General features: G+C 64.7%; 39 protein-coding genes and 1 other RNA gene. 2 read left to right on the forward strand and 38 right to left on the reverse strand.

Going from position 1 to position 26289, the window contains the following annotated elements:
• Positions 1–87: 87 nt before the first annotated feature.
• The 13 genes from ACOAPY_RS13980 to ACOAPY_RS14040 are packed head-to-tail and all read right to left on the reverse strand — an operon-like array spanning position 88 to position 8105.
• Entirely contained in the window at positions 88–432 is a 345-nt protein-coding gene (locus ACOAPY_RS13980; protein ID WP_465153660.1) for a hypothetical protein, read from the reverse strand.
• Positions 433–441: 9 nt separating this feature from the next.
• On the reverse strand, positions 442–786 hold the full coding sequence (locus ACOAPY_RS13985) for a phage tail tube protein (RefSeq protein WP_465153661.1): 345 nt from the start codon (positions 784–786) through the stop codon (positions 442–444).
• A gap of 9 nt (positions 787–795) precedes the next feature.
• Positions 796–2268 (reverse strand): phage tail sheath subtilisin-like domain-containing protein, encoded by a 1473-nt coding sequence (locus ACOAPY_RS13990; protein ID WP_465153662.1) that lies wholly within the window; start codon positions 2266–2268, stop codon positions 796–798.
• Between the two features lie 3 nt (positions 2269–2271).
• Entirely contained in the window at positions 2272–2469 is a 198-nt protein-coding gene (locus ACOAPY_RS13995; protein WP_465153663.1) for a DUF2635 domain-containing protein, read from the reverse strand.
• Positions 2469–3053, reverse strand: coding sequence for a hypothetical protein (locus ACOAPY_RS14000; protein ID WP_465153664.1), 585 nt, complete (start codon positions 3051–3053; stop codon positions 2469–2471). The genes ACOAPY_RS13995 and ACOAPY_RS14000 overlap by 1 nt, the downstream gene beginning before the upstream one ends.
• The gene (locus tag ACOAPY_RS14005) at positions 3053–3565 is read right to left on the reverse strand and encodes a phage virion morphogenesis protein (RefSeq protein WP_465153665.1); all 513 of its coding nucleotides are present in this window, start codon (positions 3563–3565) and stop codon (positions 3053–3055) included. Before ACOAPY_RS14005 ends, ACOAPY_RS14000 begins: the two co-directional genes overlap by 1 nt.
• Complete coding sequence (locus ACOAPY_RS14010) at positions 3565–4065, reverse strand: gp436 family protein (protein ID WP_465153666.1); 501 nt, start codon at positions 4063–4065, stop codon at positions 3565–3567. Before ACOAPY_RS14010 ends, ACOAPY_RS14005 begins: the two co-directional genes overlap by 1 nt.
• Complete coding sequence (locus ACOAPY_RS14015) at positions 4065–4409, reverse strand: HI1506-related protein (protein WP_465153667.1); 345 nt, start codon at positions 4407–4409, stop codon at positions 4065–4067. The genes ACOAPY_RS14010 and ACOAPY_RS14015 overlap by 1 nt, the downstream gene beginning before the upstream one ends.
• A 13-nt stretch (positions 4410–4422) precedes the next feature.
• A complete protein-coding gene (locus tag ACOAPY_RS14020; protein ID WP_465153668.1) occupies positions 4423–5331 on the reverse strand; it encodes a Mu-like prophage major head subunit gpT family protein in 909 nt (302 codons plus the stop codon).
• Positions 5332–5358: 27 nt separating this feature from the next.
• A complete protein-coding gene (locus ACOAPY_RS14025) occupies positions 5359–5757 on the reverse strand; it encodes a hypothetical protein (RefSeq protein ID WP_465153669.1) in 399 nt (132 codons plus the stop codon).
• A 9-nt stretch (positions 5758–5766) separates the two neighbouring features.
• Positions 5767–6825: a phage protease gene (locus ACOAPY_RS14030; RefSeq protein ID WP_465153670.1), complete on the reverse strand. Its 1059-nt coding sequence runs from the start codon at positions 6823–6825 to the stop codon at positions 5767–5769.
• A 55-nt stretch (positions 6826–6880) separates the two neighbouring features.
• Positions 6881–7309 (reverse strand): hypothetical protein, encoded by a 429-nt coding sequence (locus ACOAPY_RS14035; RefSeq protein WP_465153671.1) that lies wholly within the window; start codon positions 7307–7309, stop codon positions 6881–6883.
• Entirely contained in the window at positions 7287–8105 is an 819-nt protein-coding gene (locus tag ACOAPY_RS14040; RefSeq protein ID WP_465153672.1) for a DUF6731 family protein, read from the reverse strand. The genes ACOAPY_RS14035 and ACOAPY_RS14040 overlap by 23 nt, the downstream gene beginning before the upstream one ends.
• 104 nt (positions 8106–8209) lie before the next feature.
• Between ACOAPY_RS14040 and ACOAPY_RS14045 the strand changes: the two genes are divergently transcribed.
• Positions 8210–9372, forward strand: a protein-coding gene (locus ACOAPY_RS14045) for an IS3 family transposase (RefSeq protein ID WP_465153673.1) whose coding sequence is annotated in 2 segments (ribosomal slippage) — positions 8210–8465 and positions 8465–9372 — 1164 coding nt in all. Because the reading frame shifts where the segments join, the coding sequence is not laid out codon by codon here.
• Between the two features lie 369 nt (positions 9373–9741).
• Here ACOAPY_RS14045 and ACOAPY_RS14050 read toward each other — a convergent pair.
• The 5 genes from ACOAPY_RS14050 to ACOAPY_RS14070 form a co-directional block, all read right to left on the reverse strand.
• Entirely contained in the window at positions 9742–10122 is a 381-nt protein-coding gene (locus ACOAPY_RS14050) for a hypothetical protein (protein WP_465153674.1), read from the reverse strand.
• A 257-nt stretch (positions 10123–10379) separates the two neighbouring features.
• Positions 10380–11102, reverse strand: coding sequence for a hypothetical protein (locus tag ACOAPY_RS14055; RefSeq protein WP_465153675.1), 723 nt, complete (start codon positions 11100–11102; stop codon positions 10380–10382).
• Positions 11103–11125: 23 nt separating this feature from the next.
• The gene (locus ACOAPY_RS14060) at positions 11126–12316 is read right to left on the reverse strand and encodes a phage head morphogenesis protein (RefSeq protein ID WP_465153676.1); all 1191 of its coding nucleotides are present in this window, start codon (positions 12314–12316) and stop codon (positions 11126–11128) included.
• A complete protein-coding gene (locus ACOAPY_RS14065; RefSeq protein WP_465153677.1) occupies positions 12316–13845 on the reverse strand; it encodes a DUF935 domain-containing protein in 1530 nt (509 codons plus the stop codon). The genes ACOAPY_RS14060 and ACOAPY_RS14065 overlap by 1 nt, the downstream gene beginning before the upstream one ends.
• 8 nt (positions 13846–13853) lie before the next feature.
• Positions 13854–15353 carry a hypothetical protein gene (locus ACOAPY_RS14070; RefSeq protein WP_465153678.1) on the reverse strand — a complete coding sequence of 500 codons (1500 nt, stop codon included), beginning with the start codon at positions 15351–15353 and terminating at the stop codon, positions 13854–13856.
• Positions 15354–15493: 140 nt separating this feature from the next.
• Here ACOAPY_RS14070 and ACOAPY_RS14075 point away from each other — a divergent pair, with 140 nt between their 5' ends.
• On the forward strand, positions 15494–15958 hold the full coding sequence (locus ACOAPY_RS14075; RefSeq protein ID WP_465153679.1) for a hypothetical protein: 465 nt from the start codon (positions 15494–15496) through the stop codon (positions 15956–15958).
• 2 nt (positions 15959–15960) lie between these two features.
• Here ACOAPY_RS14075 and ACOAPY_RS14080 read toward each other — a convergent pair whose 3' ends face one another.
• The 20 genes from ACOAPY_RS14080 to ACOAPY_RS14175 form a co-directional block, all read right to left on the reverse strand.
• Positions 15961–16473, reverse strand: a complete 513-nt coding sequence (locus ACOAPY_RS14080) for a DUF3486 family protein (RefSeq protein WP_465153680.1) — start codon at positions 16471–16473, stop codon at positions 15961–15963.
• 1 nt (position 16474) lies between these two features.
• The gene (locus ACOAPY_RS14085) at positions 16475–16786 is read right to left on the reverse strand and encodes a hypothetical protein (RefSeq protein WP_465153681.1); all 312 of its coding nucleotides are present in this window, start codon (positions 16784–16786) and stop codon (positions 16475–16477) included.
• Positions 16779–17162: a hypothetical protein gene (locus ACOAPY_RS14090; protein WP_465153682.1), complete on the reverse strand. Its 384-nt coding sequence runs from the start codon at positions 17160–17162 to the stop codon at positions 16779–16781. The genes ACOAPY_RS14085 and ACOAPY_RS14090 overlap by 8 nt, the downstream gene beginning before the upstream one ends.
• Positions 17162–17800 (reverse strand): DNA-packaging protein, encoded by a 639-nt coding sequence (locus tag ACOAPY_RS14095; protein WP_465153683.1) that lies wholly within the window; start codon positions 17798–17800, stop codon positions 17162–17164. The genes ACOAPY_RS14090 and ACOAPY_RS14095 overlap by 1 nt, the downstream gene beginning before the upstream one ends.
• Entirely contained in the window at positions 17797–18333 is a 537-nt protein-coding gene (locus ACOAPY_RS14100) for a lysozyme (protein ID WP_465153684.1), read from the reverse strand. Before ACOAPY_RS14100 ends, ACOAPY_RS14095 begins: the two co-directional genes overlap by 4 nt.
• Positions 18330–18665 (reverse strand): hypothetical protein, encoded by a 336-nt coding sequence (locus tag ACOAPY_RS14105; RefSeq protein WP_465153685.1) that lies wholly within the window; start codon positions 18663–18665, stop codon positions 18330–18332. Before ACOAPY_RS14105 ends, ACOAPY_RS14100 begins: the two co-directional genes overlap by 4 nt.
• Before the next feature lie 93 nt (positions 18666–18758).
• Positions 18759–19238: a hypothetical protein gene (locus ACOAPY_RS14110; RefSeq protein WP_465153686.1), complete on the reverse strand. Its 480-nt coding sequence runs from the start codon at positions 19236–19238 to the stop codon at positions 18759–18761.
• A gap of 14 nt (positions 19239–19252) precedes the next feature.
• A complete protein-coding gene (locus tag ACOAPY_RS14115; RefSeq protein ID WP_465153687.1) occupies positions 19253–19684 on the reverse strand; it encodes a Mor transcription activator family protein in 432 nt (143 codons plus the stop codon).
• The gene (locus tag ACOAPY_RS14120) at positions 19681–20103 is read right to left on the reverse strand and encodes a gp16 family protein (protein ID WP_465153688.1); all 423 of its coding nucleotides are present in this window, start codon (positions 20101–20103) and stop codon (positions 19681–19683) included. The genes ACOAPY_RS14115 and ACOAPY_RS14120 overlap by 4 nt, the downstream gene beginning before the upstream one ends.
• Positions 20100–20381 carry a hypothetical protein gene (locus tag ACOAPY_RS14125; RefSeq protein WP_465153689.1) on the reverse strand — a complete coding sequence of 94 codons (282 nt, stop codon included), beginning with the start codon at positions 20379–20381 and terminating at the stop codon, positions 20100–20102. The genes ACOAPY_RS14120 and ACOAPY_RS14125 overlap by 4 nt, the downstream gene beginning before the upstream one ends.
• Positions 20382–20454, reverse strand: an RNA gene (locus tag ACOAPY_RS14130) — hammerhead ribozyme type II.
• Positions 20454–20642, reverse strand: coding sequence for a hypothetical protein (locus ACOAPY_RS14135; RefSeq protein ID WP_465153690.1), 189 nt, complete (start codon positions 20640–20642; stop codon positions 20454–20456). The genes ACOAPY_RS14130 and ACOAPY_RS14135 overlap by 1 nt, the downstream gene beginning before the upstream one ends.
• Before the next feature lies 1 nt (position 20643).
• Positions 20644–20931: a hypothetical protein gene (locus ACOAPY_RS14140; RefSeq protein WP_465153691.1), complete on the reverse strand. Its 288-nt coding sequence runs from the start codon at positions 20929–20931 to the stop codon at positions 20644–20646.
• A gap of 1 nt (position 20932) precedes the next feature.
• Entirely contained in the window at positions 20933–21595 is a 663-nt protein-coding gene (locus ACOAPY_RS14145; RefSeq protein ID WP_465153692.1) for a DUF3164 family protein, read from the reverse strand.
• 13 nt (positions 21596–21608) lie between these two features.
• Positions 21609–21929, reverse strand: coding sequence for a hypothetical protein (locus ACOAPY_RS14150; RefSeq protein WP_465153693.1), 321 nt, complete (start codon positions 21927–21929; stop codon positions 21609–21611).
• Positions 21916–22302, reverse strand: coding sequence for a hypothetical protein (locus ACOAPY_RS14155; protein ID WP_465153694.1), 387 nt, complete (start codon positions 22300–22302; stop codon positions 21916–21918). The genes ACOAPY_RS14150 and ACOAPY_RS14155 overlap by 14 nt, the downstream gene beginning before the upstream one ends.
• Complete coding sequence (locus ACOAPY_RS14160) at positions 22299–23057, reverse strand: hypothetical protein (protein WP_465153695.1); 759 nt, start codon at positions 23055–23057, stop codon at positions 22299–22301. The genes ACOAPY_RS14155 and ACOAPY_RS14160 overlap by 4 nt, the downstream gene beginning before the upstream one ends.
• Positions 23057–23773, reverse strand: a complete 717-nt coding sequence (locus ACOAPY_RS14165) for an AAA family ATPase (RefSeq protein ID WP_465153696.1) — start codon at positions 23771–23773, stop codon at positions 23057–23059. The genes ACOAPY_RS14160 and ACOAPY_RS14165 overlap by 1 nt, the downstream gene beginning before the upstream one ends.
• A 17-nt stretch (positions 23774–23790) precedes the next feature.
• Positions 23791–25851 (reverse strand): DNA-binding protein, encoded by a 2061-nt coding sequence (locus tag ACOAPY_RS14170; RefSeq protein WP_465153697.1) that lies wholly within the window; start codon positions 25849–25851, stop codon positions 23791–23793.
• Positions 25844–26287: a hypothetical protein gene (locus ACOAPY_RS14175; protein WP_465153698.1), complete on the reverse strand. Its 444-nt coding sequence runs from the start codon at positions 26285–26287 to the stop codon at positions 25844–25846. Before ACOAPY_RS14175 ends, ACOAPY_RS14170 begins: the two co-directional genes overlap by 8 nt.
• Positions 26288–26289 lie beyond the last annotated feature (2 nt).

The following is a 26289-nucleotide window of genomic DNA, read 5'->3' on the forward strand; positions in this document are numbered from 1 at the left end:
TCTTGGTCAGGTTGGCCAGGTAGTGGTCGAACTCGTAGCGCGGCAGCGCGAGGATGGTCTCGCGCGACCAGTGGTGCTTAAGGGCGATTAGCTGGATGGCGTCGAGGTAGTGGCGGATTCGCTCAGCTCGACGTTTCCCAGCCGATCCAGCACGATCTGGGCCGAGCGCAGTGCCAGGAAGTCCGCGCGCTTCTTAACCATGCCGACGGTGAACGGGCCGGGATATTCGCGGCCGTCATCGCTGCGAATCTTGGTCAGCTGCCGCACCGCCAGCTGGGCGTTGTAGTGGATGGCGTGGCCCGCGCCACCCGAGTCGGCCTCGGCCTCGATCATGTCGGCCAACTCAGCCTCGCGCATGTCGAAGTGACGGTAGACAGTGCCCTCGATCACGAAGCCTTTCGGCAGGGTGCCGCTGGTAACGAGCAGTTGCATGGTGGCTCCTTAGACTTGCGCGGCCGGTTGGCCGCTGAACTTGATGGCTACATCGGCGCCGACGGTGATGGCGTCGACGGTGAAGGCGTCGCGGATGACCCAGCTGCGGCCGGTGTCGGACTCGAACACGACGTTGGCGCCGGTCAGGGCGCGCAGGCCCTCGACGTCCAGGTCTCGGGTCAGCGGGACGCTGCAGCTCAGCTCAGGGGCGGCGGTGGCCTCGGTGAAGCCGACCGACCCGTCGTCCAGCGGGTCCGGCGTGCGAGCGACACCGCCCAAGTTGAGGGTGGCGCCAGGCTTGGAGCGCAAGCGCTGGCCGTTGAAGCTGATGGTGGCGCGGCCGTGGTGTTGCATGGGGCCTCCTTACAGGCGGAACTGCACTGCGGCAGCGAAGATGTCGAACTGGTTGACCAGGTTCGGCGGCATCACCGCGTTGACCCGGTTGGGGTTCTGGTTGGAGCGTTTGATCAGCAGATCGCGCTTGAAGCCCTCCATGTCCTCGATCAGGCCATCCTCCTCGTGCAGCTTGGTGGCCTCTGCAACCAAGGTGGCGCGGATCAGGTTCGGGGTGGCGATGGCCTGGCCGGGAATGGCCCTGTCGCCCAACTTGTGGCGCGGGTAGTCGCGGGCAACCGCCGTGTTGAAGCGGAAGCGAATCAGGTCGGCGGTCCACTTGGTCTCCAGGCGCAGCAGGCTGATATCGGGCAGGCCGAAGCTGTTGGTCTGGTAGTTGGTGATGATCACTTCGCACAGCACCTGGCCGCCCTGGTCGACGGTGAAGGTGCTGATGCCGTCGTACAGCAGCAGGTTGCGCTCGGCACGGGTGAAGCGGATCTTCTCGGCAGGCGGCAGCACCCCTGGCAGCACCAGGCTGCGGAACGGGCGAGCCGGGTCGTTAGCGCCCGAAAACTCGGCAACCGTTGCCCACACCGAAGCCACCACCCATGGCGCGGTCGGCACGCCATGCAGGCCGAGGGTGCTGCAATGCGGCGAGTTGCGGCCGCTGCCCCAGGTAGTCAGCTGGGCATGGTTGCCGGTCTTGGCGTTGAAGACATGCCCGGTCAGGGTGTCCATCGGGCCGAAGCGGTCCACCATCTCCGCCTCCAGGGCGGCCAGGTTGGCGCCGTCCAGGTACGGGCAGACGATGCTGTAGTACTGCTTGCCCGCAATGGCATCGAGCACCGGCTGTACTTCCGGGTTTGCAGTGCCACCGGCCATGGCGGTGATGGCCACGGTCAGACCAGCTGGGGTCTGCTCGCCGTCGTAGTAGTTCAGGCGCAGGTCCAGGTCGTTGCCGGTCTCGCCCTTCCAGCGGCAGGTCAAAGTCACCTCGCCGGCCGTTGCGGCAGCAGTAACCGGCAGGCCGGTGGTGGCGTTGATGGTCGAGGCCAAGCGGCTGGCCAGAGTGGCAACCGGCTCGGCAGCCGCTACACCGATACGCACACGGTTGCCACCAATGTAGAGGCACAGGGTGCCGCTGGCAGTTGGTGCGCCGCCGAAGGTGACCTTGCCGGTCGCCGCTTGGCCGTCGCCGTCGTCATCCAGGGCGATGGCCCACAGGTCGACGTACTCGTTTGCCTCGCGGGCAGCGGCGGCCATGGCATGGAGCATGGAGCCTTGACCGAAGGCGTCGGCGGCCTGGTCACCGGCCTGGCTACCCAGGCGAATCGTGTTCAGGGCCGCGACCTTGCCGGTGGCCAGGCGCTGGCCGACCAGGAGCAGGCGGCGCTCCATGACAGCGCCGCCGCCATTGGCCTTGCTCGGGTCGATCTCGATATAGATGCCCGGTACCCGGATGCTATCCGGGACTTCGTTGAAGCTGACGTTCTCGGCCATGGCTTACTCCTTGGCTTCCGACTTGCGCGAGGTGGCCGGCTTCGGCGGCTGGCCTTTCTTGACGGACTCGTCCGCCAGCTGGCGACGCCAGTAGCTGTCGAGCACTACGAAGCCCCCCTCAGGCGGCAGGTAGCCGCCTTGCGGGTGGCGCACCTTGAGGCCCTCGGCGGGCACCAGGTACTCGGGTTTGGGTTGAGTCATCACTCCTCCTGAGGGTTGATGCTGGATTGCAGGTCAGGCGCTGGGGCGTCGTGGTTCTCGTCGAGCCAGCGCTGGTGCTCGCTTGGGGTTTGGGGCTCCAGATCGAAGTCGGCGTGGAACTCCAGGAAGTCGCCCAGGTTCTGCTGCTCGGGCTCCGGGGTGTCGCAATTGCACTGCACTGCCAGCAGGGACACATACAGGCCCTTGTCGCGCAGCGCGTTGTCCTGCTGGAACTGGTAGCCGGTTACCTGCCAGCTGCCGCCGTTGGTGACACCGCCGTGCAGGTACGCAACGCCGGCATCGACCATCTCGTAAAGACCGATGGTTGCCTTACTGCCGTGGCGGGCTTCCTGATGGCCTTTGGCATTGCGAGCGACCATGACCACGACAAAGCGCGGGGTGGCCACCAGGTCCGCCAAGGTGCCGTCCATGGCAACGACGTAGGCTGCCGGGGCATCCACGCCCCAGCGGTTGAGGACGTCCTTGCCCGGTACGTCCGGTAGGCTGTCGACGGTCTTTAACCTCAGGCCTAAGGGACACTCCTTAATCAGTTGCACCAGCTGGTTTTCGAGGTCGCCGAGCATCAGGCCCCCCCAGCCGCGGAGCGGCGGATCAGCTGAGTGATGTGGTCGGCAGCCAGGTCGAGGATCTCGCGGCTGTCCTCGGCCGATACGCCCAGGAAAGCGCGCGCCTCGATCTTCACCTGGCGCTTAGAGGCCCAGCCGAGACCGGGAATGGCGAAGCGCAGGAACTGGCCGGCCTTGGCCGCGATGGTGGCGCCGAACTGGTGGACTGCCGCATAGATGCGGTTGGTGCCCCACTCGGCGGCCTCGCTGTCGGCCTGGCTGGTGATGGAGTCACCCAGGTGGCCATCCTTGGTCAGCGTCTTACCGCCGCTGTGCAGGGCGCGCAGACTGGGCTTCCAGCGCTGGCCGTCCGGGCCGGTCTGGGTGCTGAAGCGCTCGCGGGTGCTGTTCTCGCCATAGAGGGCGATCTGTTGCAGCAGCGGCTGCGGGTTGGCTCCCATCTGTCGGATGCTGGTAAACACGCGCTGCACGGCTGCCAGGTTGGAGTCCAGCTGAATGCTGACGGCCATTAGATGAACCCCTTCGAGTCTTCGCGGCTGAACACCAGCGGCTCGCTGACCATCTCGGCGCTGGCCGAGGACTGTGCAGTGGCGCCGCTTTCACCTGGGCCGAGCTGCACGTTGCCCCTCGACACGTCGCGCAGAAAGGCGACGGCGTCGTCGTGGTTCTTCTTCACCTGGTCGGTTACCGCGTCGTCATAGAGGAAGTAGCGGGCCAGCTGGCAGGCGATGCGTTCCAGGACGCCCGCCGCGTTGGTGACGGGCGTCTGGTAGCGGCTGGCCAGGTAGCCATTTATGGTGCTGTCGGCGTCGCGCAGGGTGCGCTCGATGTTGGCCAGCGCCGCCCCTGCAGCCGCCTGCTCCTCGGGGGAGTAGCCGGTCAGGTCGTCACCGCGCACGGCCTTGGCCAGCAGCACACCATCCACCAGGGACGGCACGCTGTCGTCGGCGCGCTGGGCGATCTCCTCGGCGCCATAGCGCGCGAGCAGTTGGGCGGCGCTGGCGTACATCAGGCGTTACCCCCGGCCTGGGGCTCGGTGGTACCACCGTTAGCGCCGGGATTGGCACCGGTCTCGTGCTGCTGCAGCTGCTCGTCGTCCTCGGCAGTTGCCGGGAACTCGCACTCCTGGACGGACAGCATGGGCTCCTCGCGGATGGCCTTGAGCTGTTCCTCGGTCAGGTTCTCCAGGAGCAGGCCGTGGCCTTCGCGGGTGAAGACATGACCCGCGCGGCGGAACACTTCGGAAAAGCTGCGGACGAAGATGCCCGGCAGCATGTTCGGTTCTTTGCCTGCGGCAGGTTTAGCGGTGGCCTTAGCCTGCGGCTTGGAGGCGCCAGATTTTGCTGTTGCCATGGGTCAGCCCTCCTTAGGCGCCGGTACCAGTGGAACCAAAGGACAGCTGCCAGAAGCCATAGCCGGCGGCAGCTCGGGCCTCGGCGCCGAACTTGTACTTCTTCAGGTTGAACACGTCCTCGGCTTCCGGGTTGGTCTGCGAGACGAACAGCGGCTTCTTGCGAGGCTGGTAGATGAAGGGCTTGATCGGCTTGGTGGTGTCCAGGAGGAACCAGGCGGTATCGGACTCGATACGGCCATCCACCAGCAGCTCGGCGGTGCCCTTGTAGGGGTTGGGGGTGCCGTCTGCGAGCTTGTCGTTGGTCAACAGCGACTTGGCCATGTCTTCCAAGGCGGGGCCGACCAGAAGCACGTTGGGGGTGATGTTGAGCGAACGGCCCTCGTCGTCCTTGAACTTCTTCATGGCGGTACGGGCAGCGCCATAGCCAGCCTTGGCGGCAACCAGCGTGGCATTGGAAAGTGGCGCGGTGCTCTTGTTGCTGGCGATCCCATTGCCCACCGGGTGGTCGGTGTCGAAGTGGTACTGGCCGTCGTAGGTCAGCTTGGTGAAGCCGCCATTGACCGCCTCGTACACCAGCTCGTCCGGCAGCTGCGCCGCCGAGTAGCCGGCCATCTCGGCCTGGGGCTTGTAGATACCGAGCTGGTCGTCCTCGATGTGGTTGCGGTCGACCTCGACGGTGGCCTCGAAGTCTTCGTTGACCACCACGTACTTGTAGGCTTCCAGGGCCTTGGCGACCTTGGCGCCGACCCAGCGACGCATCTTCGGGAAGAGGCTGAGCCAGCTGTAGTCGTTCTGACCGCTGGTGCTCGGCACTTCCATGGCGATCTTCTGCCAGGTGCTGGGCGCGGCGTCGAACGCCTTGTTGAAGATGGTCTTCAGGTTGATGAAGACGGCCGTCAGGCTTTGCTTATTGATCAGCATTGCGGGTGCTCTCCTTGTAGTTCCGGGTTATTCCACCCACACGCCGTCGGCCTCGATGCCGACGATGCGGCCAGCCGGGGAGCGAGTGCTGCCGCCATCGGTGGCGGCCAGGGTCTGGTCGTCCACGATGTAGGCGGTTTTCATGAGGTGGGCTTGGGTGATAGAGCCGTCGTTGACCCACTTGAAGGCCAGCAGGCGGCGCACCGGCACAGACTTGGCGCCGTTGGCGCCGCCGGTGTTATCCACCGCTTCTTCGGCGCGGCCGATATAGGACAGGCCGAGCGCGGTGCTGCCGGGGGCGCCGTAGCCGGCGGCATTGGTGACGACAATGGCCCCGGCGAAGACCTTGGCATTGGCGGCCAGTGCGATGCTGAGGATGGATGCAACCTGTTGATGGGTGTTGCGGTCACGTACGAGCGCAGTCATGGGGCCTCCTTAAGCCTTGAGCGTGGCCAGGTAGTCTTTCGGGTCGGTGCCCATGGCGCGGCAGGCGGCCAGGGCCTCCTCGCTCAGCTCCTCGACCGTTGCCGGAACCGGCGGTTTGGCCTGGGTTTGCTGGCCCTTGAGCGCGGCAATGGCTGGGGTGTTATCCAGGTAGGTCTTGAGGGCGGCTACGTCTTTGCCGCCCAGATCACGCGCCCACTTCTCCTGGGCAGGCAGGAGGCGGCCGTCGGCCAGGCCGGTTTTCACCAGATCCTCCACCTCGCGGCCAACCTGGCCGGACTTGAGGGCAACGATGTCTTGTTTCAGCTCCTCGACCACGGAGACCGGCACGTGCTTGGCCGGGTCAACGACCTGAGCCTTGGCGGCGGCCAGCTGGGCCTCCACCTCGGGCAGTTTGTCGGCGTTGCCCTTGACCATGGTCAGGGCGTTCTGGATGTCCTCGTCGCTGGCGTCCTGGGCCAGGCCGAGCAGAGCGATCAGTTGTTCGCGTTTCACACTGTGGTTCTCCTCTGCGGATGGGGCGGCCGGGTCGGCCAGTTGAAAACGGGCAGCCGCCAACGCCGGCAGGGATTCCATGCCGTCCAGGGCGGGGTAATTGGTGAGCGCGACGTGCAGCAGCTCCAGCACCGAGCCAGTGCGGGTGTCGTAGGAAAAAACCGGGGACAGGTAGCGGTATTCGCGGGCCTTGATGAAGGCGGCAGCGTTGTCAGTCCACTCCGGAGCAGTGGCGAACAGGCCTAGCCCGTCGCGCCACTCCAGGGTGGCGCCCTTGATCCAGCCGGCGGCCGGGGCTGGCTTGCCGTTGTCTGCGCTGTTGAGGGTCTGGTGCTCGTAGTCGATGACCAGGTCAGTGGCTCGCGCAGCGGCCTTGGACAACACGCGGGCTGCAATCTGGGCGTCAATGAACCAGTGGCCGGCTTCGACGTCAGCCGGTCGGCCGTCGCGGGCCTTGAAGGCGCCAGCCGGAAAGAGCTGGATGGCCGCGCCCTCGGCCTGCAGCTCGAAGGTGCAGGCGGCGAAGGCGGTATGGAGGGGGGCTTGTTTGCTCATGCCGCCATGGTCGGCGGCTGGAGCGGGCTATTGCAGATTGAGGGGGTTCAGTAGGTTAGGCGTAGTACAGCACCAGATAAAAACGCCGGAGTGCTAGAAGGTTGATATAGCTAGCGAAGACGAAACCACCGACAAGAACTGAAAAATATAGGTAGAGGTGGCTCGCAGGTATCAAGGCAGAGGTTAACCCCCAGATCATAATCAGCAGCGCCGCAACGCCCGCATAGGCAAGGCAAGCCAGCAGGCCGTTGAAATGTCCTGTCTTCTTCATATTCTCTATGAGCTGCCTGCTCCAGAGCGAGCCCAGTATGGATAGAGCAGTCAGTGTGAAGCCAAAGAGAGTGCCCGCCACTGTTGATGCGGTAGCGACCGTTGACCTGATTTCAGCATCAAGTCCAGGCGGCAAATACCGGTAGGTCGCCCAACCTGCAGCAACGGCTATCAGCAATGCTAGGAGCGTGTTAAACCAGCCGATTGCCTTCATCACCAAAAATCTCAAGTAGCTCATCGCGTTTTTCTTCCAATGCGAGGTACAGAGCCGGAAGAATTGACGCTCGCAGCGGATAGCGGCCGGCCATCTCGACCGTTTGCGTGCTGGCCATTCGATCAGCAATCAGATCGATGGGATGGCTGAAGCCGTCTTCCTCAACATGAATTTTCGCCCTTTTAGCGGCTCCGCAACCGATGAGCTCCTGGACGGCACGTTTGATGTTTTGGTTAAGAAATCGCCCATCGTCCCTGGCTCGGCCGTCAGCATGCAAGTACAAGGTGACTCCCGCGCCTCCTGAGCTGCTAAGAAGCTCTAACGCAGCGCGTCCCCAATCCGACTGCGGTACCAACTCAGGGTTTGTTGGTCGAGCCATGGTGAGATAAGCCTTCTTCGGTAAAGCCTCGCCGCGCATCAATCGTCTCATTGGCTCGGGCTGGAGCACTGGGTGGAAAAGGGTCAGTGCTTCGTGGTGAATCTGTGCAAAGTACTTTTCTAGATTCAGCACAGATCCGCCGTGCGCGTTGCGCTGGTAAATCAACAGTTGGCGCGCGGGCTCAAACAAGAAGTAATTCTTCTCGATCAGGAACTCATCCGCCCGAATCTCCAACTCGCGTTCCTGTGCATTTGGGGCTCCAACATGTGGGAGGAAATCCTGGCGAAATTTTACGAACTCGCCTGTGAACATGCCGTCCGCAAGCTCCTCGATTCTTCGTAGGTCGAAGGTAAAAGCACCGATTCGTACTGGATGGCTTCCACCATTCTCTGGCGCCTGTTGAACACGCCGACGCATTATGTCGCTGACCCTGCCAGCGTTTCCGTCTGCCCCCACTGTAGTGGTCTACTGATCCCGGACACCAATTTAGGGCGAGAATGCTCGCCATAGAGAGGTGTCTGATGACCAAGCAACGTCGTTCCTTTACGCCCGAGTTCAAACGAGAGGCCGCCTGCCTGGTACTCGACCAAGGCTACAGCCATATCGAAGCCGCCCGTTCGCTTGGGCTGGTTGAGTCGGCCCTGCGCCGATGGGTAAACCAGCTCCAAGAGGAGCGCCTGGGCGTGACCCCGAAGAGCAAAGCACTGACGCCCGAACAGCAGAAAATCCAGGAGCTGGAAGCCAGGATCGACCGGCTGGAACGGGAGAAAGCGATTCTAAAAAAGGCTACCGCTCTCTTGATGTCGGACGAATTCAATCGTACGCGCTGATAGACCAGTTGAGTGAGCGGGAGTCGGTGGAAGTGGTCTGTTCAGCCTTCGACGTGGTGCGGTCTTGCTACTACGCCCACCGGCTTCGTCGTCGCTGTGTTGATACGCGTCGCATGGCACTGCGCAGCAAGGTCAATCAGCTGTTTAACCAGAGTCGAGGCTCAGCTGGCAGCCGCAGCATTCTGGGTATGCTGCGTGAGGATGGCGTATCCATTGGCCGCTTTCGTGTGCGTCGGTTGATGCGTGAGTTGGGCTTGGTCAGCAAGCAGCCGGGCTCACACGCTTACAAGCAGGCTACGGTTGAGCGGCCAGATATTCCGAACCGGCTGAACCGCGAGTTCACCACCGAGCGCCCCAACCAGGTGTGGTGCGGCGACATCACCTACATATGGGCGCAAGGTCGTTGGCATTACCTGGCGGCGGTGCTTGACCTGCATACAAGGCGAGTGATCGGCTGGGCACTTTCCGCCAAGCCGGATGCAGAGCTGGTCATCAAGGCGCTAGACATGGCCTACGAGCAGCGAGGCAAGCCGCAGCAGGTGCTGTTTCATTCCGATCAGGGCAGCCAATACGCCAGCCGCTTGTTTCGGCAGCGGCTGTGGCGATATCGAATGGACCAGAGTATGAGCCGTCGAGGTAACTGCTGGGACAACTCGCCGATGGAGCGGTTGTTCCGCAGTTTGAAATCGGAGTGGATTCCACCAACCGGTTACCTGACAGCTCAGGAGGCCCAGCGGGACATCAGTCATTACCTGATGCACCGCTACAACTGGATCAGGCCGCATCAATTCAACGATGGGCTACCGCCTGCGGTGGCCGAAGAAAAACTTAACCCACTGTCCGGGATGGGTTGACCACTACACACAGTGCCCTGATAAAATTCGATTTGGATGTTGCGGCTTGCCGGCATGGGTAACGTCCCTGATCTGACTACTACGGCAGAGAGACTATCCAACCGGCCGCCGCTTAGCCATAGACCGCGTTAGATTGCCGTTAGATTCAACGCCCACCCTTTCAACTGTGCCGTCCCTAACCTCTTCCCCTTCATGCCCCTTATAGGCCCTCCCACGCTGAACATCGAATCCGAGCTAATAGCTGCTATAGTGGGGTAAGGCAGACGTGACACGGTGATACTCTCCCGGCCGTACCACGCAGCTTGCTGCGGAGGGCAATGTGGGGTTCCTGGCCTCGGCCAGACTGGGAGGCCCCACCGCCTGCCTTAACTACTCAAATGCGAAGGGAAACTCCCAGGCGCATCCTGCTTTTAACCTCTCGTATAGTTGCCGCTCACGCTCAGGCGTCTTCGCCTCCTCATGAAAGGCTATGTCCAGGTAGTAGTTCATTCCGTTGTGGATGTAGTAGACGATCCACTCCCCGGTAAGCTGTTGCCGCCCAGCGCGCCGCTGATAGCCATCCATTGTGAAGGTATGGGCTATGCGCCCCGCCTTTTGCCATGCGTCATTCTCATCCTCCACAACAGAGCCTAGTGGGCTGACCTTCTCTATTTCAGCAGCCAGCAGCTGATGCTTTCGGCCGTAGCCTTCAAACCACTGGTTATAGAGATTCGCCCCTAGGAATGCCGCGCTGGTGTAATGCTTGTGCATGAAGCGCCCGAGAATTGGCCCGCGAAGAGGGGCCGGAGGCATTGTTGATGTCTGCCTAGCCCCGTGTGCACGCTCAAGCCATCTCAGCTCGTCCATTATTCTCCATGTATGGATCAGAGCTGATCGCCCCAAGAACGCGTTGTGTAGTCGTATGGCCATTGTTTCGCTGATGCGAGGCCAGAAGCCGGCACCGCCGCAGTACCGTTTTTTTAATAGTGCTGCGCCATATCGGTTAAGGAGAGGCATGGTGGCTTTTCTTATCCTCCTAACACCTGGCCTAGTGAGCCAACTGCAAAAACCAGCGCTGCGATCAGCACTAACTCCCAAGGGGTAAATAGGTGCTGGAAGGCGCCGAGGTATCCTCTGCGATTGCGAACATCTAGAAACCGCCAAACCCGAACCCTCACCCTGTCCCAGAGCCTCGGGCGGATCAACGCACTTTCCGCCCGATTGAAGACAAGTAACCTGGCTATATTCTTTTCAGCCCAGGAATTGGTTAAGTCATCCGTGTTGTATGTGTGATCGATCAGAAGGCTGTCTCGGCCATTCTGTTCGTTTTGGCCAACCGTCTGTACTTTGGGCGGCTGTAGGTACACCTGCACAAGCCCCTCGGCTGGAGAATGGTGTACGACTAGCGCGGTACCAAGCTCAATATCGAAGTGCCTTTTCAGCCCCTTCTCATCCCTTTCAAAATAACCGTGCCCTGTTGGCTGATTACCGAACCTCAGGATGACAGCCGTTTCCCCAAACGGCAGTGAGCCTCCAAGGTCTCTTACCATCTGGGCCATTTCGAATCGGTTCCAGATAGGCTCGTCTACATACATCTCGACGCCATCTCTTTTGGCGATTTCAGCGAACCCCTTGAATAGATTCACCAGCTTGTCTGCATGTCCTGGCCAGTTCCGGTTCACGCGCTCTTTGCGGGCGGTGTCCTTCGAGCGGCGTCTATTCTCGCGCCTCCATATGCGCTCTAGGCTCATTGCGATACATCTCCCTGATAACCCTATTCAGTGGGTCTTAGCTTATCGGCCTTTTTCCGCAGCCGCTGTAACTCCCGATCCCTCTGCGCCTGCCGGCTACTCAGTCGCCGCAGGCTCGTCAGAAATACGCCCTTGCCGCTCTTGGTCGCCTTGATCACCGTGACGTAGCCCGCTTCCTCCAGGATGAAAATCAGCGAGCCGTCCCTGGCGTCGAGTATCTGCTCGCCCTGGTCGATGGCCGCCTGCACCACGCCGTATTCATCCAAGGTGATTTCCGGGTGCTCTCGCAGCTGCTTGGCCAGGGTGTCCTCGGATAGTGCTACCAGCTGGGTCTTGGCGCCCAGGCGCTCGGCCAGTCCCTGCGCCAGGTAGGCCAGCGGGAAGGAGCCTGCCGGTTTACGGTACCACTCGGCGAAGGCCTGGCCGCCGACCAGGTCGGCGATGCTGGCACGGGCTATTGGTGGCGGCGCGGCTTCCAGCTTTTCCACCAGGTGGCGGGCCAAGCTGGCGCGGCGCCCGCCGGGCGGGTAGTGGAAGGCCGGGTGCACACCTTCGGGAATCTGCTGGACTTCGCCGGTTCGGGCATTCACATAGCTGCGCGTGGCCACTGCGGGCGCCTGCCCGACCTGCTTGCCCTGGCGCTCCAGCTGGCGGGCGCTGCGCGGGATGACCCTGCACTTGCAGCCAAACTCCTTGACCGGGCAGTGGCTGAGCCAGAACGGGTCGTCCACCGGCAGCACCAGGCCATCCCAGGCGCTGTGCTGCAGGCGCGGGTTTTCCGAGTTGGCGCCGTCGTACTCCAGGAACGGAAAGGCCGCCTTGTTTGCCTGGATGCGCGCCCATTGGCCCTCGGCGTGGGCGGTGCGCAGGTTGGTGTCGTAGATGACCTTGAGCCGGCGCGGGCTGCCCAGCTGGGCCTCCACCTCCGCGCCGGTCAGCGGGTCGCGCTGCTGCTGGCGGCCCCACCATCCCCTGGCCTGCAGGTTGGGCGTGAGGCGCTTCTGGAACTCCTGGATCGTGGTGCCTTCGTCCAGGGCGCGGTCGACCTCGGCGCGAATGTCCTGGAGCAGATCCAGCTGCATCGCCTTGGCCACGGTGAATGCGGCCTGGTGCTGGGCCTGCCAGACGTCGCGGTAGTCAAAGCCAATCGCGTAGCCCTTCTGGCGGAAGTACTCGACGGCCTCTTTGGGTGGCAGCGGGCGCAGTTCGATCATCAGGCTGCGCCGCTACGTCCGGCCAGGTTGGCGGCGAACATGCCTTGGGCGATCAGCTCAGCCAAGTCGTCGACATCAAGCTGGGGGATGATCTCGGGCAGCCGGTCGCGGAACTCCTCCAGGGTCTTACAGCGGGCCAACAGCTGTTGCACCGGCTCGGCCAGCGCCGCGACCGGCTGCCAGTCACCGGCGAGTTGCTCGGCTAGGTCGTCCAGTGGGTCAGCCGGCTGCTGAGTCTTGAGCGCCGCCACGCGGGCAGCGGCGGCGCCTTGTTCGGCCCCGACCAGCTTACCCAGGATCGGCTCCTTGCCATTGGGTAGAGGAATACGCAGCTTGTCGTGCGCCCAACTGGCGGGAATCTGCATGCCGGCGGTGACCAACTTGGGCAGGGCCTCGGCATAGACGCCAAGGTCTTCGGCCTCGACCAGGTCGAACTGGAAGCGTGGCAGCCGGCGCGGGTCGCGCTCACCTCCCTTGTTGAGTACCAGGAGCGGGTAAAGCAGGTACTGCCGCAGCGATGTCGCAACTTGTTTGGCATCACTGCGCAGCAGGTCGTGGCGCACCTCGTTGTGCACAGCACCTAGCGCATGGGTGGCGCTCTTGCCGTCGGCCTGGCTGGTCAGAGTGCCACCCAGGATGGCCTTGGACATGCTCTTTTCCGCCCACTGCACCATCCAGTCGAAGGGCTCGTGAGTGCCCTTGGCGGCCTCCTTGAAGTCGATGGCCATGCCCTCGGGGATGATGCCCGCCGCGTTGTGGCCGATGCTGACCACGGCACGCAGCAGCGTGGCCTTCTCCTGAGCGCTGGCACCTGGCGGGTACTTGCCCAGGCGCAGTGGCAGGCCATAGACCTCCAGGAACTCGGCCAGGTCGCGCACGGCGTAGTTCTTGAACAGGTAGGGCCAGGCCAGCACGCGGTAGAGGCCGCCGCGCGCCACATAGCCCGACTTGGCCTTGTGCTGGTGAACGATCCAGCCGAATGGGTTGAGGGCTTCCCCCTCGGGCGTGCCATCGCGCAGGCGCAACTCGGTGCGGGTTTGCGGGTCGAGCTGGAACCAGGACGACTCGCGGTAGTTGAACGCTGCGGGCATCCATTCGCGCCCCACCAACTGCCAGTCCAGCTCGATGCAGGAGAAGCCCTTGCCGATGGCATCGAGCATGTCGAACAGCAGATCCTCGAAGTCCCCCAGATCCTGGAGCATCTCATTGAGCCACTCGGCCTCGGCTTTCTCGGTAGGGGTTGGGTTACGCGGTGGCGCTACTTGCCATTCAATAGTGGTGAGGGCGCGGCGGCGCTTGCCGATCTCGGCCAGCAGGTGGGCGTCCTTTTCTTCCATGTCTTGGAACAGCTCGCACTGCGCCCTGATGTCGCCTTGTTCGGCCGCGCGCAGGATCTGCGCAAGACGCGGCGGCGTCAGGCCGTTGGATGGGTGGTCGGCGTACTCACTGTGAAGCTGGCTCAGGCGGCTGGTCTGCTGTTCCTTGAGGGTTTCGCGTTCCAGGGGGCGGCCGTGGATATCTACGATCATGGGGGCTCCTACCAGGCGCCGTCGAAGCTGGCGTGGTCGTCTTGGTCGTCCAGGTTCCAGCGGCTGGCGCTGGTGGGTGCTGAGGTGTATTCGATGGGGGCGGCCGGGCTGCGGCTGGCGGCGTGGGCCAGCACGCCCGCGACAGCAGCATCGCCGTGTCGCTTGCCGCCGCCTTTCTCAGTGGTGCGGGCATCGGGGATGCGCGGCACGCCCTTGATGACGGTGATGGCGCGGTAGTCGTCCACGGTGTCCTTGTCGGCCGGGATCTGGTCGAGGGTGCCGTCTTCTAGGGCGGCCTTGAACGGCGGCATGTTGTCCCGGTACCAGCCCTCGGTGAGCATGACCTGGTCGATGCGGGTGTGGCCGTAGCGCACGGCGGCGGCCTCGGCCAGGGCCTGGCCGTTGCCGCGCGCGTCGTGCTTGCCGCCCATGAAGCCGGGCAGGCGGTCGGCGGTGAAGAAGAGAATCTGCTCCTGTTGCTTGAAGGGCACGTTGCGCAGCTCGACCTGGAAGGGTTGGCGGCGGCGTAGGTCCTGAAGCTGCAGCAGCGGCACGATCACCGACAGGTCGCCGCTGCGGCCGAAGTCCATGCCGTAGAAGCTGCGCAGCTCGCGGGGGATGGCCTGCAGCAGCGGCAGCAGCTCGCGCTCACACCAGGCCAGGGAGTCGGCCAGGCGCAGGTGTTCGGCGATGGTTTCGTAGCCCTGCGGGTAGGCCAGGCGCAGCACGGGCACGTCGCGGCTGGCGCGCTGCTCCAAGAGCGCCAGGCTCAGGTAGGCGCCGCCGCCCTGGCTGGGTACGCAGTCCAGCTCTTCCTCGGCGGCATCGCCGTAGAAGGCGTAGACCGACTCGACCCATGCGGCCTCGCCCTCGGCCGTCCACTCGGTGCCTTTGCGCAGGCAGACGCGGCGGTAGAGGCCGTCGGCCACCGCCTGCTTGAAGGTGCAGCGGAACAGCTGGCCCTTGCGCTTGCCGGCGCGGATGTCCTGGATCAGCTCGTTAAAGGGGTTGTCGGTGCCGTCGTGGGTACTGATGACGTGCACCTCGCCGCCCCAGATCAACAGCGCCAGGGCGGCCTTGAGCAGCTCGGCCAGGTCCTGGTGGAAGGCGGCCTCGTCGATCACTACCACACCCTGGCGGCCGCGCAGGTTGGATGGGCGGCTGGTCAGGGCGACGATGCGGTAGCCGGAGGGAAAGGTGATGGTGAAGGTCTTGATGTGCTTGTCGGGGTCTTCGTCCGGCCAAATGCCTTCCTCGATCTCGCCGGCCGCGTAGTTGAAGGCGCGCGCCCACATGGCGCAGGCCTGGATGTACTCGACCGTCATGTCCTGGTTGTAGCCCAAGTAGTAGACGTTCATGCCGCCGGCCTGGGTGGAGCTGGCAGCCACCAGGACGTTGTCCGCTGCCTCGGCCCAGGTCAGGCCGATGCGGCGGGACTTTTCGCCGACCTTGAGGGGGGCTCGGATGCCGATCCAGTCTTTCTGGTAGGGAAGCAGGACAGAGGGCACGTCCGCTACCTGGCCGACTGAAATGACGTCGGCTAGTGGGGAGCGCTGGTGTTCATCGGCTGGGATAGGTGCTGGCTTCATGCCGGCCTCACAGCGGTGGTAGCCTGCAGGTGCCAAACAAAACGCAAAAGGAGTGGGCAATGCTGGATTGGGTAGCGGGCGCGGTCGAAAGCACGAAAGCTGCATTCGGCATCACGAAAGCGATGATCGCTCAGCGAGATGAGGGTCTTGTTCAAGAGCGAGTTTTTGAGCTCAACAGTCTTCTGGCCGGTCTGCAGCAACAGATGCTGCAAGGGCAGCTTGAGCAAATGCAGTTGATTGATGAACTGCGGGAGTTGAAACGCGAGCTTGATGCGATTAAGAGCGCCCGTGATGAAGATGGGCTGTACGAAAGGTACCAGCTTGAGCGCGGCCCTTTTGTCTACAAACTTATTGCTGAGCGAGATCCGGAGAAAATCAGCCATCTGTTGTGCAGTGTGTGCTTTGAGAAAGACCGCCGCCACGTGACACTCCACACCATTGGTTCCTTCTATGTGTGCCCTGCGTGCGATACGAAGCTGCGATTCAAGAAAGACCCACCGCTGAACACTTCTGCGTGGCGCTAGAGTCACCCGGCCACCCCCAGAATCTCGCGGCGAATCTCGGCCACGGTGTCGGCATTGAGCCCACCCTTGCGGGCGATCTTTTCCACGGCCTGAGCAGCAGCCTCTGCCTTAGAGCGCACCTCGGCCTGCCACTTCTTCTGCACCACGGCCGCGCGGCCCAGCTCGGCAACGGCCTTGGCCACCTTGGGCAGATCGAGCTTGCCGTCCTGGGCCATCAGCATCTTGAACAGGTGCTCCTGCACAAGGCGCATCAGCGCCTCGTTGACCGCGCCTTCCTCGTCCGGCGCCGCCGCTACCACGGCGCGAGCCTGCTCGCTGGCCATGCGCAGGGCCGACAGCCTGTCCTCGAAGCTCTGCCCGTAGGCGTGCAGTGCAGACTTGCCGATGCTGATGCCTCGCGCAGCCAGCTCAGCGGAGAGCACCTCATAGCCGCTGAAGTTATTCTCAACCAGGTATTGGTCGAGCCAGGCTTTCAGTTCTGGCGGCAGTTGGGCGACCTTGCCACGGGGCGGCATATCAGGCGCTCCAGTACTTTTCCGGCCGGGCGATGCCGGGGCGGCATTCCACGGTGTACTCGGCGATATCCACGCCCAGGCTGGTCAGGCCGCAGACCCATACGCCCATCGGCTGCTTATTCAGCGTGACCAGGCTGCGGTCAGCTAGGTAGTCCATCTCGCGGCGCAGCTCCATCGCCGTGGCGTCGGGGTAGATGCCCTGGATGATCGACAGCACCACGGCCTCGTGGGGGTCGACCGGGCGGGAGGTGTTCAGGGCCAGCAGGATGTACCAGCGCAGGCTTTCGCGCCGGGCCTTGGCGGCGTCAATCATGGCGCGCTCCTTTGAGGTAGATGTTCTCGAACTTGAGGGCCAGGCCGTCGAGCTTGGCCTCGATCACCGATTGCCCGCGCACCCACTCCTCACGGCGCACATAGGTGACGGGCAGCTCGGCCTGGAACTTGAGGAAGGCGCGCTCCAGCTGCTGTACAGCTTCGGCATCCTTCTCCTGGCGCTCTAGGACCTTGGCGAAGCTCTCCTCCCAATGTTTGGTGGCGGCTTCGCGGGCTTTGTCTTGGGCGGCGAAGCGCTCACCCAGGCGTTTCTCGAACTGGGCCAGCAGCAGCTTGACCAGACCGAAGACCACGGTGGTGAAGATCGAAAGCAGGGAAATGGCCCAGCCGATCAGCTCGCCGAACTCCAGTGGCATCAGTGTTTCTCCTGTACGGCGTCGCTCAGAGCGTCCAGCTGGGCGGCCACGTTGCGGCACTGCTCGGCATAGCGGACGTGATGGGCCAGGACAGCGCTCTGGCTGAGGCCTGAATCGAGCTGCTCAGCGGCGAGGGCTTCGGCGCTTTGCGCAGCAGCTCGGCCGGGATCTGCGGCTTCGGGCACTGCGGTTCGGGCTCCGGTGGCTTCGTCCCACACCCGGATAAAACCGCGAGTGAACACGCAAGCAGGCAGAGGCTTAGGCGGCGCATCGAGCGCTTCCCGATAGAGGTCGTTGACACGGGCTATCTCCCCAGAGAGTCGGTCGGTGGTTTGGCGGTGGAGGCGTTGCTGGTCAGCCAGCTGGCCGGCTAGCTGGTCGTTGCGGGCCTGTTCTTCCTGCAGGAGCTTGGCGGCAGCTTTGGCACTGGCCTCGGCGGCGCGGGCGCGCTCCAGCTCCTGCTGGCTGTGCTCGCCTCGCAGTTGCTCCAGGGCAAGGGCGCCTTCGTCTGCGGCTTTGGCGTAGCCCTGGTCGTAGGCCGCGCTCTTCCAAGACTCAATCAGCAGATACCAGGCCAGGAGCAAGACAACGCCCAGGGCCAACGGGAGCAGCTTGCGAAGAAATTCGAGCCAGCTCACTTCAGCCCCTCCAGGCAAAGCCTCATCTCGTCCAGACGCCGGTAGTGCAGACCGCGCACGAACACCCGGCGCCCCTTGGCATCGGTGACATAGGCCCAGACCGGTGTCTTGCCGTCGGCCGCCCAGGCCAGGGCCTTGCAGCCTTCGACGATGCGGCCCTGATTGATCAGACCCACCGCCCGGCTTGCGCAGGTGTTGGGGTTGCCGAAGTTGTGGCCGTGGCTGCTCAGGGCGTCGAAGGTGTTCTGGCTGATGTGCTGGTTGTCGATGCAGGCCGCCAGCTCCAGCTGGCCCTGGCTGACCACCAGGCGCTCAACCTCTTCGCAGCGCTCGTCCGACCAGTAGTCGCCCACCACTAGGGGGTAAGGGCTGGTGTATTGGGTGATGCCCTTGCACACGGTGGGCAGGCCACGTGCCAGCTTGTCGGCGTAGACCCTGTTTTGGCCTTCGCCCTCCCAGGTGCCGAGGAAGGCCAGCAGCGTGCCGCTGGCCAGCGCCAAGGTGCCGGCGGCGATACGGGCGCGCAGGCTCATGCGACCCCCTTGATGGACGCCCGCAGCTTGGCCAGGTGGCCGTTGCCGACTTCCGGGGCGCTCTTGCGGTGGTTGAGGACGTTGGGGGTGTCTTCGCGGCGCGGCGCCGCCGGGGGCTTTTGCTTGGCGCCTTCCCGCTGCTCCCGCTTGAGGCGATGGTAAGCGGCTGCCTTGGGAAAGGCCGAGCGCACATGCTCCTCGACCAGGCCGCGCCACTCCGCCGGGCAGCGCTCCATCAGCCATTGGCGGCGCTCCAGCGCTGGCTCGGCCAGCACGGCCGCCGCGTAGTCGCGTGGGTTGGTCAGGCGGTGGGGAGCGGCTTGAGTATTCATGCCGCCATGGTCGGGCCTGGCGGCGCTCGGGTTTAGCTGGAAGGGGTTCAGTAGAAAGCAGAAGCCCCGCGAGGTGCGGGGCTTCGGTGGGGGTCAGAGCTGTTCTATGCCCTGGTCCTGGGCGTACCGGTAGGCATCGTAGCCGATGCCGCTGTGGTAGCTCTCCATGCGCTGCTGGAACGCCTTGCCGTTGCGGTCCAGCGCCAGGATTTCCTTGGCCAGGGCGGCGGACTTCTGCATCAGCTCGGCCAACTGGCGGTCCTGCTTGCTCAGCCCGCCCGAGGTTTGCGCTTGTTTGACGGCCTGCTGTTGCCGGTCGATCAGGCGCTGCAGCAGTTCGGTGTCCTGGGCTGTCAGCGCGCCATCGCGGTACAGCGATAGCCCGTTCTTGACCTGCATCAGGTAGGCCGCTTGCTGGGCCAGGGTTGCGCCATTCTGCGCGCTGTTAGCTTGGTCGGCCGCGTCGCGGAACTCGCTCACCGCCATCTCGGTTAGCGGGTCGGTTGCCGCCTGGGCATTCGCGGCGGCGCAGGCGGCCAACAGCGCCCCGGCCAGGATCAGGTTACGCCACATGCTCGCTCTCTCCTTCAATGGAACAGGTCTCCAGTCGCCTCGGGCGTCGGCTGCTTGAGAATTTCCCAAATGCGCCGGTCGCTCAGGCTATACGAGCGCGCCAGCTCGGTCACCACGGCGTTAGCGCTGACCCCGTCGCGCACCGCCTGCTCGAACTGGCGGTTGATCTCCAAGTCACGTAGCCGGCGCAGCGGGCCGTCGCACTTGGCAATATACAACGGCACATTGCCCCAACGCTCGGCCAGGATGTTTGCGGCGTCTTCTCCTACCACCTCCTTGAGCGCCTCATGGCGGATGATGCCAAGGCGGCGAACGCCTTTGGCTACAGGCCAGGTGGTGCCACCCAGTTCCTCGACCAGACGCTGGGTGGCCGGCAGGCCAATCGCATCGGCGATATCCTGGATTTGCTGCGGCAACAGGGAGCGCACCCGTTCCAGATCCATCATGCGGTTCTCCCATTGCGCTTGGCATCGTAGGCCAGAGCGGCCACCAGGCGGCGCAGCTGATCCGGGTCGCACCACTCGACCCGCTCGACCTTGAACATGCGGTGTGCCATGCCGTCGGCGTACTCCCACTGACGGCCCGCCTCGGCAAGCTGCGCCTCGATCTTGCCGACCAGGGCCTGACGCTCGTCCGATGGGTTCGGTGCTGCGCGGCCGGTGCGCTTTGCTGCAGGCTTGGCCGAGGGTTTCGGCTCCCAGCCCAGGCGCTCGAACTCAGCCAATACGCGCCCGATCTGGCGCGGGGCCAGCTCTTTGGACGAACGAACACCGGCCACGCGGGCCAGGATCGAGCGGTAAACGTCATCGTCCAGGCCCAGGTCGCGGCGGGCAATGTGGATCTTCTTCAGGCCTGCGCTGCTCATGCTGGGTTCCTCGGGTCCATGGCCGCCAGGAAGGCAGCCGGGTCACGCCTGGCCAGGCCTGCCATGTAACGAATGACTAGGGTGATCACCTCGTCGCGCTCCTCGTAGCCGCCGACCTGCTGCATCAGCTCCAAGTCGGCGCGGGTGCCGCGATAGGTGACGATCTTGGTTTTCTCGGCGCCGACCCGTTCGCGGTGTTCGGCATCGCGGTCACGCTTGCTTTGCTGGCGCTTGGCGTCCTGCTGGCGGATGCGGTCGGTGCGTTCTTGCCTGTTCATGTATGGCTGCTCATCAGTACCGGGCAACCACGCCCGGCAGACCAGCCCCGGCCAGGCCGGGGCGGTTTCGCGTCAGTGAATGGTGTGGTTGGGCGGCTGGCAGCGGTGCGGCGGCAGCTGGCTGAGCCTGGAGTCGAGCACTGCCAGTTCGAACATCGTGGCCGCCACGCTGCGAGCCCTGGTGCCGGTTGGGCCTTGGCCGTTCATGGTCAGGGTCACGCGCTCGCCGTTGTCTTCCAAGGTGATGGTGATCTTCGCCATGTCAGGCCCCCAGCGCGCGGATGCCAGGCGTGCCGCGCTGTGCCAGGGCCTGGATATAGCGGGCAATGGCGTCGAGGTTGGCGCGCGGCTCGGCCGCGTCCTGCGTTTCCGGCACGCGGTAACGGCCAGGGTGATCGGCGTGGTCGTAGTGGGGCGTGGCGGTTTGGTGGATCTCCTCGACCAAGACGGAGAAGTCGCCTACGGCCAGGGCGAACTGGCCCTCGCCGGGTTGCTGGTCTGTCAGGCGGATCAGGCCGGCGATGTTGCAGGTGGCGTAGAACTTGACCATGTCAGTGCACCTTCTGCGCGTGTGCTTCGAGCGTGTCGGCGGTCGCGATGGCCGCGATGTCCAGGCTGATTGGGCGGTACTGGTCGCTGTCGCCGACGCGCTCATAGAGGCGCAGGTACTCCTTGGAGCTGGTGACCTGGCAGGCTTCGCCGATGGCTTTCATCGCCCGCTGCCAGCGCTCGTCGGCAATCTCCAGGCGGCGCAGGGCCAGCACGCGGGCGGTGCGAATCTCGCCCTTGGTGTCGGTGCGGAAGGCGTCATTGACCAGGGTGACGACTTCCGGGCGGGCGCCTTCGGTCCACTCGGCCAGGCATTCGTCGATCAGGGCGCGGGCCGCCTGCAGGCGCTCGTCGAAGCTGATGGAGTCCTGGACGGCGATCTGCAGCTTGTAGCGGCCGTCGTAGGTGAGCAGCGTGACGTTGCCTTTCTTGCCGCCGACCTTGGCGCCGTACTCCTCGAAACTCATCTCGATGAAGGCGCGCACATCGCCGAAGGCGACTGCCTTGAAGTCGGCCAGCTCGCTGTTGAGTTCGCTGGCGCGGTCGACCAGGTGGCGCACCAGGCGGTCGCGCTCCTGGTCGATGGGTTTGACCATGCTGACCGGTACAAGGCGCCCTTGGGCGTCTTGCCAAAAGCCGGCTTGTACTTCGGGGGTTCCGTACATGGGTTACTCCTGATTAGTGAAAAGTGGTGCCGGCGTACTCGGCGGGGCGGGTGTGGCTGATGGGCTCGCGCCATTCCAGGGTCACGCCCTGGAACTGCGCGGTGTAGAAGGTGCTGCCCGCCGTGGGGCGGCGGGTCAGGCCGATGACCAGGCGCTCCTGCACCAGGCGGCGGCCGTCCTCGTGGCCGACGGTCAGGCGGTTGCCCAGTAGCTCGATGCGGTGCAGGCGAATGCCCAGGCGTTGCAGGTCGCGGCAGGCTTGGTTGAAGTTGGCGACCTGGGCGCGGTGGTCATGGGTCAGCACTTTCAGCGGGCGTTGCTCAGTGGCGGACATGGCGTCGCTCCTGTGTCATGCAGTTGGGGTTGTTCGGGCAGTGCTGGCAGGCGCGCCAGTGCTGCATGGCCATGGGGTTGTGGGTTGGGGCCGGGCGTTCGCGGTAGCTTTGGCACTGCTCGACCGTGACCACCCCGCCGATGGCTGCGCAGGGGATGCGGCCGAGCACCTTGAGCACGCGGCGCTCGACGCCCTTGGTGGTGGGTGACGGGTAGCGGTTCTGCAGGACCAGGGTCACGGTGGTGCGGCTCATGCCGATGCGCTCACCGGCCCTGGTGCGGTTGGTCTGCTCGACCTCGCGGGCCAGCAGGGTGACGAACAGCGGCGGCTGGTCGCCCCAGGCGGACAGGTCGACTTGGGCGGCTTGGTTCATGCCAGGGCCTCCGTCTGCTCGCCGAGCGCGGCCTTGATCTGCTCGATCCAGGTATCGCCGTAGAGCACCAGCGGCCGGGCCGATTTCAGCTCCGTCAGCAGTTTGCGCAGGCGTTCGTTTTCGATGCGCAGGCCGCTTTGCTCGACCGTGTCCAGTTGCTGCCCCTTAACCCATACGACCTGGTCCAGGTTCGGGTCGTAGACCTGCTCGTAGGTGCAGCGCTGGTAGATCGGGTGCAGCGGCCCGCTGTTGCGGGCTTGCAGCAGGCGGTAGCGCGCGGGCTTGCCTGGGGTGCCGCCCTCGCGGGTGACATATCCGGCCAGGGCCAGCCCCTGCAGGTAGATGCGCGCGGCGTTCTCGGTGATGGCTGCGCCGCCCGCGTGCGCCTGCTGGGCGGCTTCGGCGGCATTCAGGTCGCCCATGATGCGCAGGGCGCGCCAGATGCACTCGACGGCATCGGGCGGCTGGCGCTCGCCGCGCCGGTTGACGCGCGGGGCCTCGGCGCCTTCGTCCTTGTGCAGTTCCCAGAGGGCGTCGCGGCCCATCGGCCGAACCTGGCGCACGATCCCCGCCTTGCCCAGGCCGAGCAGGTACTCGCGCACCGCTTCGTCGTCCTGGCCGCTGCGGCGGGAGATGTTGTAGGTGGTCAGGGCGACATTGCTATTGGCCAGGGCGCGCAGGGTTTCCCAGATGCGCTGGCGGGGGAGCTTGCCGCCGGCCATGGCCAGGTGGGCAGGTGCCTTACCGGGGCGCATTAGGCAATCCTCCGGGCCGGGGCTTCGCCGGTGAACCAGCCCTTTTTCCCCCAGGTGGCCATGTCCACGACCGTGGTGCCCATGGCCTTGGCCTCCGTGTGAACGCGGTAGAGGTTTACCGCGACGCGGCGCAGGCAGCCCTGCACCTGGCGGCGCAAGTCTTCCAGCAGGTCGTCGGCGATGTTCAGCGTCGGGTAGGTGGCGGTGGCCAGGTCGCGTAGGTCGTCCAGGGTGGCGGGCTGGGCCGGCACCCACTCCAGAACGCGGTTGTGTAGGCGCTCCAGCTTGGCCAGGCTGCTCGGCACCCGCTCCTCGCCGATCAGCACGATGGTGCCCTGGCTGGCGTTGTAGAGGTCGGTCAGGATGTTGGCGGCGGCCTTGTCCAGCAGGTACTGGACGTCGTCCACGATTAGCGGGCGGCTGCTGCGGCTGAGTTGCTCGGCTACCTGGTCGACCATCTCGGAAAGGGTGCGGGCCGGGATGATGGCCATCTCGCGCAGTACCGCCTGCAGGAAGGCCTTCTTCGTCCAGGTGTCGCGGCACTCGACGTAGTAGGCGCGGTGCTGGTTGGCCGCGAAGGCGGCGGCCACGGATTTGCCATAGCCGGACGGGCCGTACTGGACCACCAGGCCGGGCAAGCCGACTGGCCGCATCAGGGCGCGGTCGATGGCGCTGGCCAGCAGGCCTACGTTGGTCAGGGGGACAATCTTGCTCATGGTGGGTGCTCCTGTGGTCAAGCGCGGGCCTGTCCGGCCTCTGCGAAGTCGTACATCTGTTGGGTGGTCTGGAATTCGCGGGTAGTGCGATATTCGCCGTGCCAGCGGGCCTCGGCTTCGGCCAGGGCTGCGCCTGCGGCCAGGCGGGCGTCGAGGCGTTTCCAGAGGCGGAAGCGGGCCATCGAGTCGCCCGGTACCTCGAAGGCGGCGGGGGCCTCCGGGGCTGCGAGTTGGGCGGCATAGCGGCGGGCGCCGTCGAGTTGCTCGGTCGACATCGCGGCGGCCTCCTGGCCTTGCGGCACCACGCGCAGCTCGACGTCCTGGCCGGTGAGGGTCTTGGCCTTCTTCACCAGGCGGGCCAGCTGGCCGCGCTCGCGCTTCTCGGCGGCCTTCTCCAGGAGGGACTGCGGCATGGCGGGGCTGGCATTGCCATCGAGCAGGGCCTCGCCGATCAGCTCTCCCTCCAGGGTGTGGACCCACACGCGGCTGGCGTCGCGGAAGTCGTAGGCCACGCGCACCTCCTCGCCGTGAAGGTCGACCAGGTCGGCCAGGAAGTAGATGTGGCCGGCGTGGCGTACCTCGCCGCGGTTGGTGACACGCACCACCTGCGGGCGGGTCAGGCTGGCCACGACCTGGGCGTCTGCCTGCAGCGGCTCCCAGCCTTCGGCCAGGGCGGACTTCCAGGACTCCATCGGGCTCTGGTGGCGGCGGTTACCGCTTTCCAGGTCGCGAATCTTCGGCAGGCCACGGTGCGGGGCGTGGTTGTACTCGTCGAGGGCGTTCTGCAGGTCGGCGAAGAAACGCTCGAAGGTTGGAATCTGTGTCGGTTCGACGCCCAGGGCCAACTGCTTGCGGGAAATCCGGTGGACTTTGGTGCCGGCCTCCTTGTCCATGTCTGCGCCGATGTAGCTGTCGTAGGTCTTGGCCAAGCGCACCAGGATGGTCTTGTGGACCCGCTCGATCACGCCACGGGCCTGCGAGTTGTAGGGCAGCGAGTGGGTGATGGTGCCGCCCAGGCGGTCGTTGACCTCGTAGACGTTGGCGTTGTCGAAGCCGCCGCCGTTGTCGACATACAGGACCTTGTACATGCCGCAGCGGCTGACCCCGTCGCGCAGGGTGTCGAGCGTGGCGATGGTCGACTCGGCCAGGTTGACCGAGAAGCCTGTGATGCGGCGGGTGCCCCAGTCGATTACCAGCGTGATCTCAGGCCGGAATATTTGCCCGGTCAGCGGGTTGATCACTTCGGCGTCGAAGGTGTGGCCGTCCGATACCCACACGTCGTTGGGCCAGAGCATGTCGGCCTTGCGGCGATTGAAGGCTTTGATCGCCTTGATTTCGCGGGAGCCCATCCGGCCGTGCTCGCGGGCCTCGGGGCTGAGCTTGGCCAGGAAGCGGCGCACCGCGTGGACGCTGGGAGCGCCTGGGTACTCGGCCTTGAAGCAGGCGTAGGCGGCCTCGACGCTGGGCTTTTGCGGGCGCTGGTAGTGCTTGAGGAACACGGGGGCCCAAGTCGGCGTGCTCATGTCGGGCTTGCGCCGGGCCGGGGCCAGGGCAACCTCGCCGTGCTTGCGGTAGTCGGCCAGCCAGCGCTTGAGGGTACGCTCGCTCAGGGTGCGATCGGGAGTCTTGCGGTCGTTGGCCCGCTCGATGCGCTCGGCCAGGTAGGGGCTGAGCTGGCCGTCCTGGGCCAGGCCGATCAGGGTCAAGATTGCCCGCTGCTGGCTGACGACCTGGCTCATGCGCTCGACCTCGCGGATGATCGACACGCGGGCGGCCATCACATCGCGCTGGTCATCGGTTAGGCGTGACGCTGGAATCGCGTCACGCTTAGCCGAAATCAGCGTATGCGGGGCACTTGGAGCTGGCTGGGCTTTGGGCTCCTGCTGCTGCATTTGGCGGGCCAGCAGTGCGGCCTGGGTCTCGCTCGGCAGCACGGCGAAACTGTATTCAACCGCCTTGGAGCCGAGGCGGCGCTGGCCTTCCCAGCCCTCGCGCACGGCCATGAGCCTGACATTGCGGTCAGTGCCCGGCATTCCCGGCAGGCCGGCCAGTTCCTGGGCGGTGAGCCAGCTACGCATGGTCATCACCCAGCAGGCGCTTCAACTCGCGGGCGCGGCGGCCGGCTTCGTCGCGGGCCCGCTCCAGGCGGCCTAGCTCGGCATGGAGGGCGTCGCGGCCGTAGGCAACCCGGCCGCCGCGTACGCTCACCAGCCAGTCGGTCAGCAGGTGGCTGGCGCAGACTTCTTCAAGGAGCGCCGCCCGGTAGAACGGCAGGTTGTTGTCGGTGCGCGCCGGGCTGGACCAGGCATCGAGCATTGGCTTGCTGACGTCATCGCCGGAAAGGCGGGACATGCGGGCAGAGACCTCGTAACGGTCGAGGTCGGTGCCTTTCAGCATGGCGCCGACTATCTCGCTCACCTGGGCCGAGTAGTTGCCTTGACCCGGAACGGCCAGGATCGGTCGGGGAACGGGGAAGAACAGGTCAAGAGTTCGGTCGTCTTTTCCGTGACGCATGT

Source organism: Pseudomonas stagnisoli, from assembly GCF_048595745.1.
Lineage (GTDB): Bacteria > Pseudomonadota > Gammaproteobacteria > Pseudomonadales > Pseudomonadaceae > Aquipseudomonas > Aquipseudomonas alcaligenes_A.